Source organism: Lysobacter korlensis (assembly GCF_042434515.1).
The window spans coordinates 34,698-53,848 of sequence record NZ_JBHLTG010000001.1 but is presented as its reverse complement, the minus strand read 5'-3'; the positions used below and the strand labels follow the sequence as shown (position 1 = coordinate 53,848).

The following is a 19,151-nucleotide window of genomic DNA, read 5'->3' as shown; positions in this document are numbered from 1 at the left end:
TTGGCGTGAAAGCGCTCGCGATCCACAAAGTACTGCTTGCGATGGCGCTGGCATTCGTGTGCTCGCCGAGTGCTGTGGCGACAGAGTACGGTGGACTGCTGGCTGAGGCTGACAAAGTGCGTGGAAGCGACCCCGCGCACTTCCAAGCGCTGCTGGATCGCCTGGTGCGGGAGCAGAACAGCGCGACCGAGCCCGAACGTCGCCACCTCCGGCTGCTGCAAAACTATCGAAACGCCATCCAGGGGAACTATCAGGCTGTGGTGGGCGACTCGATCGCCCTGTTCGATCAGGCGCCCGAGCCGGAGCTCAAGTACCGGTCGGCGCTGCTGGTGGCAAACGTCTCAGCCGTCAATCGCGATTATTTGATGGGTCTGCGCTACCTCGATCACGCATTGGCGCTGAAGGACGCCGTGTCGGATCCGGCGCTGCGGAATATGGGCGATGTTGTTGCAGGCACGCTGTACAACGAATTCGGGCATTACGAGCTCGCCTTGGAGCAGGCGAACCGGCTTCTGTCAAGTCAGCCCGATCCTCGCAACCGTTGCATCGCCAGGCAGATCCGCGTGCGGGCACTCCATGGTCTCGCGCGCGCGATTGACGAAGATCGCGACGTACACGACGCAATCGCGGACTGTGCAGCAATCAAGGAAGGCATCCCGCTCAACGCGATTCGCAGCACGCTGGCCGAATACTGGGCGAGCGTCGGCAAAAAACAGCAGGCGGTGGCCCTGCTCGAGGCGACACTGCCCGATGCCACTGCGACGGGATACACGCGCCTTGTCGGTGAGGTCAGGAGCATGCTCGCGCAATACCACCTTGAGCTCGGTGACGCCGCGAAGGCCGAGGCTCATGCCAACGCGATCGTCGCGATCAAGGGGCAGGATTTTCGCTGGCTGGCGAACGTGGTCGCGCGGCAAGTTCTTTATCAGGTGGCTCTCCAGCGTGGGGACGTGCCCGCTGCGCTGAACCACTATCGGTTGTACGCGGAAGCCGACAAAGCGCATCTGGACGATGTCAAGGCGCGTGAGTATGCGTTCCAGCTAAGCCGACACGAGGTTGCGCAGAAAAATCAATCGATCGAGCTCCTCAAGAGTCAGAACCAGCTGCTGCGCCTGCAGCAGGAAGTGGCGCGTAAGGACATGTGGAACTCGCGGCTGCTGATCGCACTGCTGGTCGTCCTCGCGGGCTCGCTCGCCTACTGGGGCTGGCGCGGTCGGCGCACGCATCGCACGCTGCGTCAGCTGGCGCAGACCGACAGCCTGACCGGGCTCAGCAATCGCCGGCATTTCCGCGCGCAGTCGGAAGCGGCGCTCGCACTCGCTAAGCAGCGCAGCTGGCCGATCAGCGTGCTGCTGTTCGATCTCGATCACTTCAAGCAGATCAACGATCAGTGCGGGCACGCGACCGGTGACTGGGTGCTGCGTGAGGTCGCGCGTGTCGGCCGGCTGCATTGCCGTGACGGCAACCTGTTCGGTCGCATCGGCGGCGAGGAGTTCGCGATGACGCTGATCGACTGCGACCTCGAAGTTGCCGAACTCGTCGCCGAACAGACGCGCCGCGCGATTGCCGGCATCGATGCGAACACCGTCGGCTGCACGCTGCCGGTATCGGCCAGCATCGGCTGCGTGGGTACCTCGGTGTCGGGCCACGACTACGAAGTGCTGATCGCGCACGCGGATGCCGCGATGTACCGAGCAAAGGTCGGTGGCCGCAACCGCGTCTGCCGCTACCAGCCGCCTACCGCGGGCGGCGCCGGAACGGCATGGCGTGAATCGGATAGTGCCGAGGTCGTGCTCGGTGCCCTCTGAGTACGCGAGGCACGCCTAATGCGTCTGGCCGCATACGCGCAGGCTGTCGGATGTGCTTGCCTGAAGGGCACCGAGCGGGGTGTCAGAGTTGATGCGCTTCGGCGCTGCCGCCGCTCCTGCGTTGTCTGAGCGCGGCCGAGAAGCAGTCAATCCCGCGGCTGCCGCTCGGCGATACAGGCAGCGCTGAGCCCAGCGGCCACGTCCGCACGACTGCAGTACTGACGCGTTCACGCCTGACCCGCTAAAACACAACTTTAGGTGAACGGGTTCAGGCAGATTGCATGGCTGGAGCATGCGCGCCGTGAAGCTTCTGTGATGATCCGCACCAGCGGAGTCGTCCCAGCCTTGCCCGGTGGGCATACGCTGCACTGGTCCTGACGGCCTGTGATGGCCGCAGGCTCGGAGCGAGGGTGCGGTGCAAGGTCACGGACGGCAGGTCATGCGGCGCCAAGGCAGTAACAGGCGCGCTGATGAACGCGCTCGAGCGGTATCGATTGAAGGCGGTCCTGACGTGGCTTTACGTGCTATCCGAACTGGGCTGATGGCGGCGCTGATGGCGCTGGCACTGCCATGCGCGATGGCCGCGCCGGATTTCCAGAGCCTGCTCGAACGCGCCGACCGGGTGCGTAGCAGCGACCACAACCAGTTCGCAGCGCTGCTGAAGCAACTCGAGACCGACAAGCAGCGCGCAACCGCCGCGCAACGCGATCATCTCGAACTGCTCGTTGCCTACCGCAATGTGATCCGCGGCAACCCGCAGGCGACGCTGAAACAGGCCAGCGAGCTGTTCAAACGCGCAGAGGATCCGGCAATCCGGTTCCGTGCCGGGCTGCTGGTTGCGAACACGGCAGCCGTTACACGTGACTTCCCGCTCGGCGTGCAATACCTCGAGCGAGCGCTTGCGATGCAATACTCGGTCCCAGATGCCGAAACGCGACTGATGGGCCATGGCGTCGCGGCGATCTTCTACAACCAGTCCGGGCAATATGCGCTCGGCCTGCACCATGCCGAACGGGCGCAGGCACAGGCCTCGTCACCGCGCTCACGTTGCTTGAATAGCCAGGTGAGGATCGAGGCGCTGCTCAATCTCGGGCGCGCGGTGGACGATGCCTATGTCGAGGCGGCGATCAAGGAATGTGCGCGGCAGAAGGAACCCATTGCGGTCGGGCTGATCCAGCGCGACCTTGCGCTGCACTGGGCTGCGCAGGGACGTGTCGATGATGCGCGGCGGCTGCTCGAGCGCGCGCTGCCGGCCGTCGAAGCGACGCAGTACACGCGGCTGATCGGCGAAGTGCGCGCCCTGCTCGCCGAGTACGGGTTAGTGCAAGGCGACCTGGTCGCGGCGGAAGCGCATGCGCGTTATGTGCACGGCCTGGCGGGGCAGGGTGGCGAGCATTCGCTGCCGCTCGTACGCGCGCACCGGGTGCTCTACGAAATCGCCAAGCGCCGGGGCGACCTCGCAACCGCGCTGATCGAGCACGAGCATTACGCCGCGGCCGACAAGGCGCGGCTCGACGAGATCAAGGCGCGCGAGTACGCGATCCAGCTCGGCCGGCATCAGATCGCCAGCAACACCGAATCGCTCGCGCAGCGCAACCGCCTGCTGCAGCTGCGCGACGATGTGGCACGTAAGGAAGCCTGGAATGCGCGGCTTGCGATCGCGCTGCTGCTCGTGGTGGTGGCATCACTGGCCGCGTGGCTCTGGCGCGCCCGTCGCATCCACCAGGCGCTGCGGCGACTGACAGAGACCGACAGCCTCACCGGCCTCAGCAATCGACGCCACTTCCGCGCAGCGGTCGAGGCGGCGCTTGCCCAGCGTGCGCAGCGCGGCGGGGCGGTCAGTCTGCTCGCGCTGGACATGGATCATTTCAAACGCATCAACGATCAGCTCGGTCACGGGATTGGCGATCGTGTGCTGCGTGAGGTCGCCCGCGTCGGTCAGCAGCATTGCCGCGACGGCGATCTGTTCGGGCGCATCGGCGGCGAGGAGTTCGCTTTGGCGCTCATGGACTGCGATCCCGACAGCGCGCTGCACATCGCAAAGGCGCTGCGGCGGGCCGTTGCGGAGATCGATGCGCGGGCGCTCGGTTGCGCGTTGCCGGTCACCGTGAGCATCGGCTGCTCCGCGACCTCGCTGTCGGGCTACAACTACGAAATACTCGCAACGCATGCCGACGCCGCGATGTACCGCGCCAAGAGCGGTGGCCGTAATCGTGTTGCGATGTACCAGCCGCTGCAACAGCAGCCCGATACGGTGCCGGCCGTTGCCGGCGATGACGCGACGACGCTGCAGCACGCGGTCTGATGCATTGTCGAAGCCGGCCCGCTTCACGCCGAGCGGCTGTCGCCGGACAACAAAAAACCCGCCGGAAGGCGGGTTTTTTGCAGACGCCGATCAGGACTGCCGGCTGCAGGACGCAGCCTTGCAGGTCACTTGATCTTGCCTTCCTTGTACGGGACATGCTTGCGGACGACGGGATCGTACTTCTTGATCTCCATCTTTCCGGGCGTGTTCTTCTTGTTCTTGTCGGTGGTGTAGAAGTGGCCGGTGCCGGCCGTCGAGATCAGTCGGATCTTGTCGCGCTTGGAAGCCATGGTTCAGGTCCTCAGATCTTTTCGCCGCGGGCGCGCAGGTCGGCCAGCACGGCGTCGATGCCGTTCTTGTCGATGGTGCGCAGGGCATTCGCGGACACGCGAAGCTTGATCCAGCGGTTTTCGGAAGCAACCCAGAAGCGGCGCTCATGCAGGTTCGGCATGAAACGGCGGCGGGTCTTGTTCATGGCATGCGAGACGTTGTTGCCGGTCGTCGTTCGCTTGCCCGTTACTTGGCATACACGGGACATACGCACCTCGAAAGGTATTGGGCTTCCCTTGGCCAGGGAGGCGGCGGCCCCGCTAACGCACGGATGCGGAAGCGCGCGATACAGGCAGGAGATCCGCAGCAGGCTGCGGGGACGCTGCACCATGGCGGGCCGGAATCGCGCTTCCGGCGGTCGCCCGGGCACCCGTGAGGGCGCGCCGGACGCAGCGAGCCGGGCATTATGCGGGCCGTGTCGGCGTCGAGCAAATGCGGTCGCGTCTAGCTGCTCATCTGTCTGAACGAGTGCCGGCCGGAGAGGGCGAGTCAGCGCGCGCCGGCATCGACGCCGGCCGTGCCGTCATCCGTTGTGACCGCAAGCTCAAGCCCGAGCGAGCCGAGCATGTCGGCCAGCGCGGCCGCCGGCGCCCAGTCGGTGCTGGCGCGCTCGCCGAGCCGCACGGCAATACGAGCGCGGCCGCCCTCGTCGATGCAGGCCTGTAGCAGCGGGCCGTGCGCGGTCAGCGCCGTGAGCGCGCGGGTGAGGCAGGCATCGAGCGGTTCGGGCTGACGGCCGTCCGGCCCACAGGGCGGGGACAGCAGCGCGGTGCCGGCACTGAACCGGTACTCGCCGCACTGGCGCGCGCCGTCCGCGTCGTGCCGCGCATCGCCTCGGCGATGCAGGTGCGAAGGCTGCAGCCGGAGTGCCGCGAACACCGGCGCGAGGTCGGCCTGCGGGTGCACGAGCTGCAGCGACACGCAGTACCCAGTCGTCACTCGGCCTTGCCGCGCAGCTTCTCGAGCACGCCTTCGAGCGAGTCGAGGTCGGTGTAGTGGATCACGAGCCGCCCCTTGCCGCCGCGGCCGTGCATCACGTTGACCTTGGTATTCAGCGATTCGGACAGCTCGCGTTCGAGGCTCGCGATGTCGGCCTGCGGCGCGGCGCGCGCGGCCTTGGATTTGTTGCGGCCGGGAAGCTGACCGGCCGTGATCTGCTGCACGCGGTGCTCGACTTCGCGCACCGACCAGCCGTGTTCCGCGGCCTGCCGCGCAAGCGCGATCGCGGCCTGCGGCGTCAGCGCGAGCAGCGCGCGCGCGTGGCCCATCTCGATTGCACGGGTTTCCACCAGCGTGCGGATCTCCGGCGGCAGCTCGAGCAGGCGCAGCAGGTTCGACACCGACGCGCGCGAGCGGCCCACCGCCTCAGCGGCCTGCGCGTGCGTCAGGTCGAACTCGTCGATCAGCCGCTGCAGCGCGTTGGCTTCCTCGAGCGGGTTGAGGTCCTCGCGCTGGATGTTCTCGATCAGCGCCATCGCCACGACCGTGCGGTCGTCGACTTCGCGGATCACCGCTGGCACTTCGAGCAGGCCGGCCAGCTTGGACGCGCGCCAGCGGCGTTCGCCGGCGATGATCTCGTAGGTCACGCCGCTGCCGCCCGGCTCGCGCGCGATCTCGCGCACGACGATCGGCTGGATCACGCCCTGCGCCTTGATCGACTCGGCCAGCTCGGCGAGCTTGTCCTCGTCCCAGTGCTGGCGCGGCTGATAGCGGCCGGCGACCAGCGACTCGATCGGCAGCGAACGCAGCACGTCACCGGGCTGCGCGTCTTCGACGGTGGCCGGCGCTTCGGCGGCGGCTTTCGGCCCCAGCAGGGCTTCGAGGCCGCGGCCGAGGCCACGCTTCTTCGCGGCGCTCATGCGGAGGTCTCCTTCGCGGCCTTCTTCGCCGCCTGGTCACGCTCCCGCTGGTGGCGCAGCACTTCGCCGGCCAGGCCCAGATAAGCGATGCCGCCGCGGCTGCCCTTGTCGTAGCCGACGATGCTCTGGCCGTGGCTCGGCGCCTCGGCCAGACGTACGTTGCGCGGCACGATCGTGCGGAACACCTTGTCGCCGAAGTGGTTCACGAGTTCGGCCGAGACCGCGTTGGCGAGGTTGTTGCGCACGTCGAACATCGTGCGCAGCACGCCTTCGATCTCCAGCTGCGGGTTGAGCCGCTGGCGCAGCGCCTCGATCGTATCGAGCAGCGCGCTGATGCCTTCCAGTGCGTAGTACTCGCACTGCATCGGCACGATGATCGAATCGGCCGCGGTCAACGCGTTGAGCGTGAGCAGGCTCAGGGCCGGCGGGCAGTCGATGAGGATGAAGTCGTAGCGCTCCACCAGCGGCGCGAGCGTGCTTTTCAGGCGCTGCTCGCGGTCGTCCTGGGCCATGAGCTGAATCTCGGCCGCGGTGAGGTCGATGTTGCCCGGCAACAGATCGAAATCCTCGGCGGTGCGCACGATCGCATCGTCCACCGGTGCCTCGCCAAGCAGCACGTCGGTGACTGACGTTTCGATGCTGCGCTTGTTGATGCCGCTGCCCATCGTCGCGTTGCCCTGCGGGTCGAGGTCGACGAGCAGCACGCGGCGCGGCGCGCGCGCAAGCGCGGCGGCGAGGTTCACCGCGGTGGTGGTCTTGCCGACTCCGCCTTTCTGGTTGGCGACGGCGATGATGCGGGCCATGCGGCTCGTCCTGCGGGCTGGAAACGGGAAGGCCGGCGCGGGGCCGGACCGGGGATTATGCGGTATCACGGCCGCGGGTCCGTCCAGACCTTGGGCTCCGGTCCGGACGCGTGCGGCGATCCGCGTGGCGGGTCTTGCAGCACGCCGACCGTGTCGGCGCCTGCGTCGACGGAACGGCGGGCGCCGCGACCGGACTTCCCCGTCAGCGCGGCGTGCGGCCGACCACGACGAGGTGGCGCTCGGCGTCGAGCCCCGGCACCTGCAGCGGATGCGATGCCTGCATCCGCCAGCCGGCCGGCAGCGCGGCGATTTCGTCGCCCGGGTGGACGCCTTTCATCGCCAGCAGCACGCCGTCCTCGCCGAGCAGGTGGCCGCCGAGTTCGAGGATCAGCGGCAGCGTCGCCAGCGCGCGGGCGGTGATGGCCGCATACGCGCCCGTCTCGTCGAGCGCTTCGATGCGCGATTCCGCCACGCGCACGTCCTTCAGCCCCAGCTGACGGATCGCTTCGCGCATGAAGCGCGCTTTCTTGCCGTTGCTTTCGACCAGCGTGACGCGCAGGCCCGGCTTGACGATCGCCAGCGGGATGCCCGGCAGGCCGGCGCCGGTGCCGAGGTCGGCCAGTGCGCCCCCGGTGGCGACCAGCGGCTCGACGAACGCATGCATCGCGAGCGAGTCGAGCAGGTGCTTGCCGACCATCTCGCCCGGGTCGCGTACCGCGGTCAGGTTGTAGGTGCGGTTCCAGCGCGCCAGCAGCGCGAGGTAGTCGAGCAGCGGCGCTGCGAACGCGCGATCGATCGAAAGCGCATCGAGGCCGGATTCCAGCATCGGGCGCAGCCCGGTGGGCAGGGGAGCAGGGGTATTCATGCGCGCAAAGTATGCGGCTTGCGGCCGGGGCGGTCTTCAACCGCCGGACGAGGCCGCGTGTCGCCAGGCCAGTGCCGCGAGGTAGCCGGGTTCGGGCTCGAACATCCGCAGCGTCCAGTCGGCCGGCATGCCGAGCGCGGCATCGCAGGCGACGAGCCGGGGGGCGCGATCGGCGGCTGCGAATTCGAGCCGATCCAGGCCGAACGACAGGCCGTGCCCGTGGGCCTTGAGCACGGCCTCCTTCGCGCACCACAGCCGCACGAACGCCGCATCGCGCGCATCGGCCGGCACGCAGGCGAGTGCATCGGCCTCAATGGCGGTGAAAAACCGCCGCGCGAGCTCCAATGCGCGTGGCCGCGGGCGCAGCCGTTCGAGGTCGACGCCGATGCGCACGCCCTCGCCGACGGCGACCAGCAGCCGGTCGCCGCTATGACTCCAGTTGCAATCGTGAAACGAAAACCGCTCGCCGAATCCCGGTCGGCCGCGTGCGTCGCGTTGCAGCGGCAGCTCGCCTGGCTCGACGCCGAGCCGCGCCGCAAGCCATGCGCGCGCAATCGGCTCGGCGGCTTCGCGGGCAAGGTGCGGCAGCAGGGCCCAGCGCAGCGGGCCGTCGGAGCGTTCGAGGACGGGGCGGCTCATCGGTGAACGGATACGCAGGCGGAGCGCGCCAGCGTAAGCTACCGCAGGGGAGCGGCCGAGGCCGCGAGTAAGACGTCGAGCATGTCCGCTGTCATCGATACCACTGCGCAGCGGCTGCTGCTGGATGCACCGACGGTTTCGCCGCTCATGCGCGGCGATGCCGGGCGGGCGATCGCGTTCAACGGCGCGGGCGTTGTCACGCAGGCGCAGTTCGAGGCCGAGGTGCGCGGCGTCGCGGCAGCGCTGCCGGATGCGCGTTTTGCGATCAACCTCTGCGAGGACCGCTACCGGTTCCTCGTGGCGTTCTGCGCCGTCGCCCTGCGCGGGCAAACCACGCTGCTGCCGTCCTCGCGCGCGGCGGCGGTGATCGACGATGCGCTCGCGCAGCATCCGCTGAGTTACTGCATCGGCGATGCCGCGCTGGATCCATTGCCGCCGCGGTTCTGGCCGCTGCCGGCCGAACTGCCGCGGCTTGACGGACCGTCGCCGCAGGTCGAACGCGGGGGCTGCGTCGCGATCGGTTTTACCTCCGGCAGCACCGGCCAGCCGAAGCCGAACCCGAAACGCTGGGCGGGCTTCGAGGCGAGTACCGCGCAGAACCTCGCCGCGCTCGCGGACCTGCTGCATGCGCCGGTGACGCCACTGGTCGCAACGGTGCCACCGCAGCACATGTACGGCATGGAGATGTCGGTGCTGCTGCCGCTGCTCGCGCCGTTCGCCGTGCACACCGCGCGCCCGTTCTTTCCCGACGACGTGGCGCGCGCATTGGCCGATGCGCCGGTGCCGCCGCTGCTCGTCACCACGCCGGTGCACCTGCGCGCGCTGGTCGCGGCGCAGGTCGTGCTGCCGCGGCTGGCCGGCATCGTCTCGGCAACCGCGCCGCTGCCCGTCGAGCTGGCCGCCGCCGCCGAAGCGCGCTTCGGCTGCGAGGTCCGTGAACTGTTCGGATCGACCGAGACCTGCGTCCTCGCGCGCCGGCGCACCGCCTGCGAATCGGCCTGGACGCCGCTGCCGGGCGTGCGCCTGGCGCCGCAGCCGGATGGCACCGCGGTACACGCGCCGCATCTGACCGATCCGGTCGTCCTGGCCGACCTGGTCGAACTGCAGCCCGACGGGCGCTTCATCCTGTGCGGGCGCAATGCGGACCTGCTGGAGATCGCCGGCAAGCGCGCCTCGCTCGGCGACCTGACCCGCAAGCTGCTCGCGGTGCCCGGCGTCGAGGACGGCGTCGTGGTGCAGCTCGATGATGCCGACGCGGCCGGCGTGCGCCGCATCGCGGCGCTGGCCGTGGCCCCGGGGCTTGCCCCCGAAGCGATCGTGCAGGCGATGCGGATGCAGGTCGATCCGGTGTTTCTGCCGCGTCGGCTGCGCTGCGTGCCGGTGTTGCCGCGCAACGAAACCGGCAAGCTACCGCGCCACGCAGTGCTTGCCCTGCTGCAGGCCTGAGTTGCGCATTGCGCGTCAAAGCCGCGCGAAAATGAGCTTTCAGGTGTTGTCAAGCCCTCTGACGTTCCCGTCACGTATGTCGCTAGAGACTGGTCGTGCCCCCAAAGCAGGGGTGCGTTTTTCACCTCTGACCGGACCCAGGAGACACTGACATGATGAGCATCATCGTTTGGCTGATCGTAGGCGGCATCATCGGCTGGCTCGCAAGCAAGATCATGAGGACCGACGCGCAGCAGGGTGTCTTCCTCAATATCGTCGTCGGCATCATCGGCGCATTCATCGGCGGCTGGATCGGCGGCATGCTTGGCGTCGGTGGCGATATCAACCAGGGCGACTTCAGCCTGTCGGGCCTGCTGATGTCGCTTGTCGGCGCAATCGTGCTGCTCGCGATCGTCAACCTGTTCCGTCGCGGCCGCGTGCGTTAATCCAACGCACCAGCGCGCAGTACGCGCAGTAGACGAAAGGCCCGGCGAATGCCGGGCCTTTTGCTATCCGGCGCCGTGGTGGCCGCGCTCAGGCCTCGAGCGGCGCCAGTTCGACCCATGCCGGTGCGTGATCGCTCGGTCGCTCCCAGCTGCGCGGTTCGCGGTCGATGCCCGCGGCGATGCACAACGGGCGCAGCGCGTCGGACACCAGCGTCAGGTCGATGCGCAGGCCGAGGTCGCGGCGGAAGCCGGCCTGGCGGTAGTCCCACCAGCTGAATACGCCACCGGCCTCGTGGTGCAGGCGGTACGCATCGTGCAGGCCCAGTGCATAAAGCCGCCGCAGCGCGTCGCGTTCGGCGCTCGAGGTCAGGATGTGGCCTTCGTGCCACGCGGCCGGGTCGTGCACGTCGCGCTCGTCGGGCGCGATGTTGAAGTCGCCGAGCACGACCATGCGCGGATGCGTGCGCAGTTCGGTGGCAATCCAGTCATGCACCGCCTCGAGCCAGCGCAGCTTGTACGCGTACTTGTCGCTGCCGACCGACTGGCCGTTGACGACATACAGATCGACGATGCGCACCCCGTCGACGGTCGCGGCAATCACGCGGCGCTGCTCGTCCTCGAAGTCCGGAATGCCGATCTGCACGTCTTCGATCGGTGAACGCGCGAGGATCGCCACGCCGTTGTAGGTCTTCTGGCCCGCGAACACGCTGCGGTAGCCGAGTGCGGCGAGCGCGGTGTCGGGGAAACGGCTGTCCTCGAGCTTGGTTTCCTGCAGCGCCACGACGTCCGGCGACGCCTGCGCAAGCCAGGCTTCCAGGTGCGGCAGGCGCACATTGAGTGAATTGACGTTCCAGCTGGCGATCTTCATGCGCGGCAGTCTAGCGGCTGCGAACGTGCCGATCCGCATTGACGCGACCGGCCCGCCCAGCGTGGCGGGCGTAAAATGCCGGCCTTGCGTCGCGTGACCGCGCCGCGTGGACGCCGATGATGACGATGCCTGCCGACCTGCCCGAGTATCCGTTCACGCCGCACCGGTTCGAGGTCCGGCCCGGGATCGGCATGAGCTTCCTCGACGAGGGGCCGCGTGATGGCGAAATCATCGTGATGCTGCACGGCAACCCGACCTGGAGCTATTACTGGCGGCGGCTCGTGCTGGGCCTGCGCGACCGTTATCGCTGCATCGTGCCCGACCATGTCGGCATGGGCCTGTCCGACCGTCCCGACGATGCTCCCGGTGCGTCGCCGCGCTATGCCTACACGCTGCAGTCGCGCATCGATGATCTCGCCGCACTGCTGGATCACCTGGGCATCAAAGGCCCCGTGACGCTGGCGGTGCACGACTGGGGCGGCATGATCGGGTTCGGCTGGGCGCTGACACACGCCGCGCAGGTGCGGCGGCTCGTGATCCTCAATACCGCGGCATTTCCGTTGCCGGACGCGAAGCCGATGCCGTGGCAGCTCTCGCTCGGGCGCGATTCGCGCGCAGGCGGTTTTGCGATCCGCGCATTCAACCTGTTCGCGCGCGGCGCGGCCTGGCTCGGCGTGAGCCGGCCGATGCCGGCCGCGGTGCGGCGCGCGTACATCGCGCCGTATGACGGCTGGGGCAATGCGATCAGCACGCTGCGCTTCATGCAGGACATTCCGCTGCGCGAAGGCGATGCCGCCTGGCCGCTCGTGGTCGAAGCCGGCCGGCGCCTGCCGCAGTACGCCGACCGGCCGGTGTTCATCGGCTGGGGGCTGCGCGATTTCGTGTTCGACCGGCATTTCCTCGACGGCTTCCGGCGCGCGTTGCCGGGCGCGCAGGTGCATGCGTTCGACGATGCGAACCACCTCGTGCTCGAGGACAAGGCCGAGGTTCTGGTGCCGGCGATCCGCGGGTTTCTTGATGCGAATCCGCTTGACGCGCAGGCGGCGGCCCCGCGCGCGTCGGGCGTTGACGCGATGCGATAGCGATACTGCCGGGGCACGTCGTGAGCACCGAGCCATGCAACATCGCCGCCGCGCTGCCGCGGCTCGCGCGTGAAGCGCCCGACCGCATCGCGATGCGTTGCCCGGGCCGGCGGGGCCTGCGCGGCTTTGCGCGCTACGACCTGACGCTGACCTATGCGCAGCTCGATCAGCGCAGCGACGCGATCGCCGCGGGGCTGGCCAAACGCGGCATCGTGCGCGGCACACGCACCGTGGTGATGGTGCGGCCGACGCCGGAGTTCTTCCTGCTGATGTTCGCGCTGTTCAAGGCCGGCGCCGTGCCGGTGCTGGTCGATCCGGGCATCGACAAACGGGCGCTCAAACAGTGCCTGGACGAAGCGCAGCCTGATGCCTTCGTTGGCATTCCGCTCGCGCATGCCGCGCGCGTGCTGCTGGGCTGGGCGAAGTCCGCGCGAGTGCGCATCACGACCGGTGCGCGCACGCGCTGGAGCGATGCGACGCTCGCGCAGGTCGAGTGCGATGGAGCGAGAGCCGGCGCGCAGCTCGCCATCACCCAGCCCGATGACATCGCGGCCATCCTGTTCACCAGCGGATCGACCGGCGTGCCGAAGGGCGTGGTCTACCGGCACCGGCATTTCACCGCGCAGGTGCGCATGCTCGCCGATGCGTTCGGCATCGCGGCCGGCGGCGTCGACCTGCCGACGTTCCCGCCGTTCGCGCTGTTTGATCCCGCACTCGGGCTGACCTCGGTGATTCCCGACATGGACCCGACCCGCCCGGCGAAGGCCGACCCGCGCCGCCTGCACCGGGCGATCGCGCGGTTCGGCGTGGACCAGCTGTTCGGTTCGCCGGCACTGATGGGCGTGCTTGCGCGCTACGGCATGCCGTTGAACGGCGTGAAGCGCGTGACCTCGGCCGGCGCACCGGTGCCGGCCGACGTGGTGGCGCGCATCCGCGAGCTGCTGCCCGATGACGCGCAGTTCTGGACCCCGTACGGCGCCACCGAATGCCTGCCGGTCGCGGTGATCGAAGGGCGCGAGCTGCAGGCCACGCGCGCGGCGACCGAGGCTGGCGCGGGCACCTGCGTGGGCCGCCCGGTTGCGCCGAACGAGGTGCGCATCGTGCGCATCACCGACGAGGCGATCGCGCAGTGGGACGACGCGCTCGTGCTGTCCGCGGGCGAGATCGGCGAGATCACCGTCGCCGGCCCGACCGCGACCGACTGCTATTTCAACCGCGATGTGCAGACTCGCCTGGCGAAAATCCACGAATCGCGGCCCGATGGCAGCGAACGCATCGTGCACCGCATGGGCGATGTGGGTTACTTCGATACCGGCGGGCGCTTGTGGTTCTGCGGACGCAAATCGCATCGCGTCGAGACCGCTACCGGCCCGCTGTACACCGAGCAGGCCGAGCCCGTCTTCAACGCCCATCCGCATGTGCGCCGCACCGCGCTGGTTGGCCTCGGCCAGCACGGCGCGCAGACGCCGGTGCTGTGCGTTGAGCTGGCGGCCGGCGTGAGGCCCGCGCAGTGGCCACGCATCGAACGCGAGCTTCGCGAGATCGGCGCGATGCATGCGCACACCGCGTCGATCACCTGCTTCGTGCGCCATCCGCGCTTTCCGGTCGACATCCGCCACAACGCGAAGATCGGGCGCGAAGCGCTGGCGGCCTGGGTTGCGCGCCGGCATCCGCGCATCGCGGGGCGCCCATGAGCCGCGTTCCCACCCACGGTGTCCGTTGCGCGCCCGTTACCACTTCGCGCGTGTCCCGTCGTGTTCGCTGCGCGGGCGAAGCGCCATGCGTGGCCCGGCCTTGTGGCAGCAAATCTCGCGGCCACGCTTCCGGAGCCGTATTGCCATGAGGATCCTGGTCACCGGCGGCGGCGGGTTTCTCGGCCAGGCGCTGTGTCGCGGCCTGCGCGCGCGCGGGCACGAGGTCGTCAGCCTCAGCCGCGGTCGCTACCCCGCGCTCGATGCGCTCGGGGTGGCGCAGGTGCAGGGCGATCTTGCGCATCGTGATGCGGTGCTCGCCGCGGCGCGCGGCTGCGGTGCGGTGTTCCACAACGCGGCCAAGGCCGGGGCCTGGGGCGATTACGACAGCTACCACCGGGCGAACGTGCTCGGCACACAGCATGTGATCGACGCCTGCCGCGGGCACGACATCACGCGGCTGGTCTACACCTCAACGCCCAGCGTCACCCACCGCGCGACGCATCCGGTCGAAGGCGGCAGCGCCGACGAGGTGCCGTACGGCGAAGACCTCAAGGCGCCGTACGCGAAGACCAAGCAGATTGCCGAAAAGGCCGTGCTCGCGGCGAACGACGCACCACTCGCCACCGTCGCGCTGCGGCCGCGGCTGATCTGGGGCGTCGGCGACAACCATCTGCTGCCGCGGCTGGCCGAGCGCGCGCATGCCGGGCGGCTGCGCCTGGTGGGCAACGGCAACAACTGCATCGATACGACCTACATCGACAACGCGGCGCAGGCGCATTTCGATGCGTTCGACCACCTGGCGCCCGGCGCGGCCTGCGCGGGCCGTGCGTACTTCATCAGCAATGGCGAGCCGCGCACGATGCGCGAGACCATCAACGCCCTGCTCGCCGCGGTCGGTGCGCCACCGGTCAGCCGGTCGCTGCCGCTGCCGGCTGCCTACGCGATCGGCGCGCTCTGCGAAGGCCTGTGGCATGCACTGCCGTTGCGCGGCGAACCGCCGATCACGCGCTTTCTCGCCGAGCAGCTCGCGACCACGCACTGGTACGACATGGGCCCGGCACGACGCGACTTCGGCTACGTGCCGGCGGTGTCGTTCGACGAAGGACTGCGGCGCCTGCGTGCGGCCCATGTGTCGCACGTCGAACACTGATCCGCGCGGCTTCGCGCATCGCAGCGCACATGCCCGCCTGCGGAATATGGTTCGCAACACTGCCCACGGTCGAGTCTGATCTGAACTCCGCTGTGACGCGGTAAGCGCTGGTCGGTCTCGAGGCTCCACCGGCACCATGAAGCGAGCGTCGGGCAGGCGCCCTAGAATGCCCCGATGAACGATCAACGCTCGCCACTGGATTCCCTCAAGCCGCTTGCCGGTCGCACGCTCGAGGCGGCACTCAACCGCGCGCTCGCGCTGGATCCTGAAACCCGCGACGGATTGCGCGCGCTCGACGGCCGCCGCGTCGTCGTACGCATTGCAGCGCCGGCGCTCGCACTGCAGATCACCGTCGATGGCGACCGCTTGCGCGTCGGCCCGGTCGACAATGCCAACGAACCTGATCTGGCAGTGCGCGGCACGCTCGGTGGCCTGATCTCGCAACTGCCGTTCTTCAAGCGCGAGGACGCGCCGTCGGTCGGCAAGCTGCGCATCGAAGGCGACGCCGATCTCGCGCGCCGGCTGCAGCGGATGGCCGCGCGGTTCGACCCGGACTGGCAGCAGCCATTCGCGGCAGTGTTCGGCGACGTGATCGGCATGCAGATCGCCAAGGCGTTCGCGGCCGGGCTGCGGCAGGCGCGCGGCACCGCCGGCGCGCTCGCCGGCAGCGCGGCCGAATACGTGACCGAAGAGTCGCGCGACGTGGTCGCGCGTGCCGAGCTGGACGCGTTCAACGACGACGTCGACGTGTTGCGCGACGATGTCGAGCGGCTCGCCGCGCGCGTGGCAAGGCTGCAACGCGGCGCCGCGCCGCCGCTGCCGGGCGGCCGGACCACGTCCGAATGAGGCGCACCGCGCAATCGACGGCGCGGGCCTGGCGCATCGGCCGCGTGCTGCTGCGCTACCGGCTCGACGACCTGCTCGACGGCACGCCGGCCGAGCGCTGGCTGCAGCTGGCGCGACCATTCGTGCCGCGCGCCTCGGCCGACATCGCCGCCCGTTCGCGCGGCGCACGGCTGCGGCTGGCGCTGCAGGAACTCGGGCCGATATTCGTGAAGTTCGGGCAGATCCTCTCCACCCGGCGCGACGTCGTGCCGGTCGACGTGGCCGAGGAGCTCGCGCTGCTGCAGGACCGGGTTGCGCCGTTCGATGGCGACGAGGCGCGCCTGATCGTCGAGCAATCACTCGGCCGCCCGGTCACCGAGGCGTTCGCGCACTTCGACACCACGCCGCTGGCATCGGCGTCGATTGCGCAGGTGCATGCGGCGATGCTTCCGGGCGACGGCGATGCGCCCGGCCGCGAGGTCGTGGTCAAGGTGCTACGGCCCGGCATCCGCCGCCAGATCGCCGCCGACATCGGGCTGCTCAACGCGCTGGCGACGCTGGTCGAGCGCACCCACCCGAACGCCGACAAGATCCGCCCACGCGAAGTCGTGGCCGAGATCGAGAGCACGCTCGCGGCCGAACTCGACCTGCAGCGCGAAGGTGCGAACGCGAGCGTGCTGCGGCGCTTCTGGGCCGACAGCGACGATCTGTACGTGCCCGAGGTGATCTGGTCGCACACAGGCGAGCGCGCGCTCACGCTCGAGCGCGTGCGCGGCATCCCGTCCGACGACATCGCCGCGCTCGACGCGGCCGGCATCGACCGCCATGCGCTGGCTGCGAAAGGCGTGCGCGTGTTCTACACGCAGGTGTTCCGCGACAACTTCTTCCACGCCGATGCGCACGCCGGCAACATCTGGGTCGACGCCGACCCGGCCCGGCGCGACAACCCGCGCTTCATCGCGCTGGACTTCGGCATCATGGGCCAGCTCTCGAGCGAGGATCAGTACTACCTCGCCGAGAATTTCATGGCGATCTTCAATCGCGATTACCGCCGCATCGCCGAGCTGCACGTGCAGGCCGGCTGGATGCCGTCGTACATCCGCATCGACGAGCTCGAAGCGGCCGCGCGTGCGGTCTGCGAGCCGTATTTCACGCGCCCGCTCAGCGAGATCTCGCTGGCCGAAGTGCTCGTCAAACTGTTCCGCACCGCGCAGCGGTACGAGTTGACGCTGCAGCCGCAGCTGATCCTGCTGCAGAAGACGCTGCTCAACATCGAAGGCATCGGCCGGCTGCTCGATCCGAAGATCGATATCTGGGCCGTGGCCCGGCCGGTGCTGCAGCGCATCCTGCTCGAACGCTACAGCCCGAAGCGGCTGCTCGGCGAGTTCCGCAAGCAGCTGCCGGAGCTCGTCACGCGCGCGCCCGAGATGCCGCGGCTGCTGCATGCCTGGCTCAGCCAGCAGGTGGCCGGTGAGCAGCGCCTGCAGATGCATTCGCATGACCTGCGCGACCTCGCACGGTCGGTGCGGGAGCTGCAGCGGCGCATGGTCGCCTCGATCCTCGGCACCGGCCTGCTGATCGTCGCGGCGGTGCTGTACGGCTTCGACGCGGGCGGGCCGCAGTGGTGGACGATCCCGGCCTCGGCATGGATTGCCGGGCTCGGTGGCATCGGTGCGTTGCTGGCCGCCTGGCCACCGCGGCGCTGAGCACGGCAATGAGTGATCTCGATGACGCCGTCGCCGTGCCGGCGGCGCTGCCGGTGCTGTACGCCGACGACGCGCTGGCGGTGATCGACAAGCCGGCCGGGCTGATGGTCCACGACAGCGCGCTCGCGCGCGGCGAGACCGACTTCGCCGCCGATCGCCTGCGTGAGCAGTTCGGGCGGCCGATCTTCCTCGTCCACCGGCTCGACCGCGCGACCAGTGGCTGCCTGCTGCTCGCATTCGACCGCGACACCGCCTCCGCACTCGGCAAGGTGCTGATGTCGCGCGAGGTCGAGAAGGACTACTGGGCGGTCTGTCGCGGCTGGCCCGAGGCCGAGCTCACGGTCGAGCACGACCTCGATGGCGGCCCCGGCAAGCCGGTGAAGAAGCCCGCCATTACGCGCTTTCGCCGGCTTGCGACCTGCGAGCTGCCGTGGCCCTCAGCAGGCTTCGAAACCTCGCGTTATGCGCTGCTCGAAGCGCAGCCGCTGACCGGGCGCTTCCGCCAGATCCGACGCCACCTCAAGCACCTCTCTCACCACCTGATCGGCGACACCAGCCACGGCGACGGCCGCCACAACCGCAGTTTCCGCATGCACGGCATCCACCGCATGTTGCTGCACGCGCGCCGGCTTGCATTCGTGCATCCGCGCAGCGGTGAGCGCACTGAAGTCATCGCGCCGCCGGATGCGCAGTTCGAGCGCGCGCTGGCGTTATTCGACGCGCACCGGGCGGGCTGACGGCGCACGGTTACCGCTCGGCGGTTTGTCTCGTCGGCTGGGTGAGCAGGGCAGGCCGCGCGGCCGACGCGCAGGCCAGGGCCGCGGTTCGTGCAGCGTCCCATCGGCGCCCTGGCGTGACGCCGGTGCAGCCAGTCGCGGCTGGCGTAACCGTAGAATCGCGCGATCGCTCCGCATTGACGCGCATGTCCGGTTCGCCGCTTTCCATTGAAATCCCCGAAAACGAGCTCGTCGAACGCTTCGTGCGTTCGACCGGGCCGGGCGGGCAGAACGTCAACAAGGTCGCGACCGCGGTCGAGCTGCGCTTTGACGTGGCCAATTCGCCGAGCCTGCCCGACGCGGTGCGCGCGCGCCTGCTCGCCAAGCGCGATCGCCGGCTGACCGATGACGGCGTGCTGGTGATCAGCGCGCAGCGCTTCCGCACCCAGGACCGCAATCGCCAGGATGCGCGCGAGCGGCTCGCTGCGTTCGTCGACAGCGGGCTGCACGCACCCAAGCCGCGCATCGCGACGCGTCCGACGCGCGGATCGAAGGAACGGCGCCTGGGCGCCAAGCGCGAACGCAGCTCGATCAAGCAAGGGCGCACGCGTCGCGACTGGGACTGAGCCG

19 protein-coding genes are annotated in these 19,151 nt (G+C 69.0%); 11 read left to right on the top strand and 8 right to left on the bottom strand.

Annotated elements, in window-relative coordinates; all coding sequences use genetic code 11:
* Positions 1 to 5: 5 nt before the first annotated feature.
* Both ACFFGH_RS00235 and ACFFGH_RS00230 read left to right on the top strand, forming a co-directional pair.
* Positions 6 to 1,808: a sensor domain-containing diguanylate cyclase gene (locus ACFFGH_RS00235; protein WP_386663851.1), complete on the top strand. Its 1,803-nt coding sequence runs from the start codon at positions 6 to 8 to the stop codon at positions 1,806 to 1,808.
* Positions 1,809 to 2,319: 511 nt separating this feature from the next.
* Entirely contained in the window at positions 2,320 to 4,113 is a 1,794-nt protein-coding gene (locus ACFFGH_RS00230) for a GGDEF domain-containing protein (RefSeq protein WP_386663850.1), read from the top strand.
* 125 nt (positions 4,114 to 4,238) lie between these two features.
* Here the strand turns inward: ACFFGH_RS00230 and rpmG are convergent, their stop codons facing one another.
* The 7 genes from rpmG to ACFFGH_RS00195 form a co-directional block, all read right to left on the bottom strand.
* Positions 4,239 to 4,403 (bottom strand): 50S ribosomal protein L33, encoded by a 165-nt coding sequence (rpmG, locus tag ACFFGH_RS00225; protein WP_123088055.1) that lies wholly within the window; start codon positions 4,401 to 4,403, stop codon positions 4,239 to 4,241.
* An 11-nt stretch (positions 4,404 to 4,414) separates the two neighbouring features.
* Complete coding sequence (gene rpmB / locus ACFFGH_RS00220; protein WP_386667252.1) at positions 4,415 to 4,651, bottom strand: 50S ribosomal protein L28; 237 nt, start codon at positions 4,649 to 4,651, stop codon at positions 4,415 to 4,417.
* A 281-nt stretch (positions 4,652 to 4,932) separates the two neighbouring features.
* Positions 4,933 to 5,364, bottom strand: a complete 432-nt coding sequence (locus ACFFGH_RS00215) for a hypothetical protein (protein WP_386663848.1) — start codon at positions 5,362 to 5,364, stop codon at positions 4,933 to 4,935.
* A 14-nt stretch (positions 5,365 to 5,378) separates the two neighbouring features.
* Positions 5,379 to 6,302: a ParB/RepB/Spo0J family partition protein gene (locus ACFFGH_RS00210; RefSeq protein ID WP_386663846.1), complete on the bottom strand. Its 924-nt coding sequence runs from the start codon at positions 6,300 to 6,302 to the stop codon at positions 5,379 to 5,381.
* Entirely contained in the window at positions 6,299 to 7,105 is an 807-nt protein-coding gene (locus ACFFGH_RS00205) for a ParA family protein (RefSeq protein ID WP_386663845.1), read from the bottom strand. The genes ACFFGH_RS00210 and ACFFGH_RS00205 overlap by 4 nt, the downstream gene beginning before the upstream one ends.
* Before the next feature lie 202 nt (positions 7,106 to 7,307).
* Positions 7,308 to 7,970, bottom strand: coding sequence for a 16S rRNA (guanine(527)-N(7))-methyltransferase RsmG (rsmG, locus tag ACFFGH_RS00200; RefSeq protein ID WP_386663843.1), 663 nt, complete (start codon positions 7,968 to 7,970; stop codon positions 7,308 to 7,310).
* 36 nt (positions 7,971 to 8,006) lie between these two features.
* Complete coding sequence (locus ACFFGH_RS00195) at positions 8,007 to 8,609, bottom strand: 4'-phosphopantetheinyl transferase family protein (protein ID WP_386663841.1); 603 nt, start codon at positions 8,607 to 8,609, stop codon at positions 8,007 to 8,009.
* A 147-nt stretch (positions 8,610 to 8,756) separates the two neighbouring features.
* Between ACFFGH_RS00195 and ACFFGH_RS00190 the strand changes: the two genes are divergently transcribed.
* Entirely contained in the window at positions 8,757 to 10,055 is a 1,299-nt protein-coding gene (locus ACFFGH_RS00190) for an AMP-binding protein (RefSeq protein ID WP_386667250.1), read from the top strand.
* Between the two features lie 155 nt (positions 10,056 to 10,210).
* Positions 10,211 to 10,480: a GlsB/YeaQ/YmgE family stress response membrane protein gene (locus tag ACFFGH_RS00185; RefSeq protein WP_386663839.1), complete on the top strand. Its 270-nt coding sequence runs from the start codon at positions 10,211 to 10,213 to the stop codon at positions 10,478 to 10,480.
* Between the two features lie 88 nt (positions 10,481 to 10,568).
* On the opposite strand, the gene xth is transcribed toward ACFFGH_RS00185, so the two are convergent.
* Complete coding sequence (gene xth, locus ACFFGH_RS00180) at positions 10,569 to 11,348, bottom strand: exodeoxyribonuclease III (protein WP_386663837.1); 780 nt, start codon at positions 11,346 to 11,348, stop codon at positions 10,569 to 10,571.
* 125 nt (positions 11,349 to 11,473) lie between these two features.
* On the opposite strand from xth, the gene ACFFGH_RS00175 reads away from it, so the two are divergent.
* The 7 genes from ACFFGH_RS00175 to arfB all read left to right on the top strand — a co-directional run bounded on the left by ACFFGH_RS00175 (position 11,474) and on the right by arfB (position 19,147).
* The gene (locus tag ACFFGH_RS00175; RefSeq protein ID WP_386667248.1) at positions 11,474 to 12,430 is read left to right on the top strand and encodes an alpha/beta fold hydrolase; all 957 of its coding nucleotides are present in this window, start codon (positions 11,474 to 11,476) and stop codon (positions 12,428 to 12,430) included.
* Between the two features lie 20 nt (positions 12,431 to 12,450).
* The gene (gene oleC / locus ACFFGH_RS00170) at positions 12,451 to 14,124 is read left to right on the top strand and encodes an olefin beta-lactone synthetase (RefSeq protein ID WP_386663835.1); all 1,674 of its coding nucleotides are present in this window, start codon (positions 12,451 to 12,453) and stop codon (positions 14,122 to 14,124) included.
* 145 nt (positions 14,125 to 14,269) lie between these two features.
* The gene (gene oleD, locus ACFFGH_RS00165; RefSeq protein ID WP_386663833.1) at positions 14,270 to 15,274 is read left to right on the top strand and encodes a 2-alkyl-3-oxoalkanoate reductase; all 1,005 of its coding nucleotides are present in this window, start codon (positions 14,270 to 14,272) and stop codon (positions 15,272 to 15,274) included.
* Between the two features lie 174 nt (positions 15,275 to 15,448).
* Complete coding sequence (locus ACFFGH_RS00160; protein ID WP_386663831.1) at positions 15,449 to 16,120, top strand: ubiquinone biosynthesis accessory factor UbiJ; 672 nt, start codon at positions 15,449 to 15,451, stop codon at positions 16,118 to 16,120.
* Complete coding sequence (ubiB, locus tag ACFFGH_RS00155) at positions 16,117 to 17,805, top strand: ubiquinone biosynthesis regulatory protein kinase UbiB (protein ID WP_386663830.1); 1,689 nt, start codon at positions 16,117 to 16,119, stop codon at positions 17,803 to 17,805. The genes ACFFGH_RS00160 and ubiB overlap by 4 nt, the downstream gene beginning before the upstream one ends.
* An 8-nt stretch (positions 17,806 to 17,813) precedes the next feature.
* Positions 17,814 to 18,542, top strand: a complete 729-nt coding sequence (locus ACFFGH_RS00150; RefSeq protein WP_386663829.1) for a pseudouridine synthase — start codon at positions 17,814 to 17,816, stop codon at positions 18,540 to 18,542.
* Positions 18,543 to 18,727: 185 nt separating this feature from the next.
* On the top strand, positions 18,728 to 19,147 hold the full coding sequence (gene arfB / locus ACFFGH_RS00145; protein ID WP_386667246.1) for an alternative ribosome rescue aminoacyl-tRNA hydrolase ArfB: 420 nt from the start codon (positions 18,728 to 18,730) through the stop codon (positions 19,145 to 19,147).
* Positions 19,148 to 19,151 lie beyond the last annotated feature (4 nt).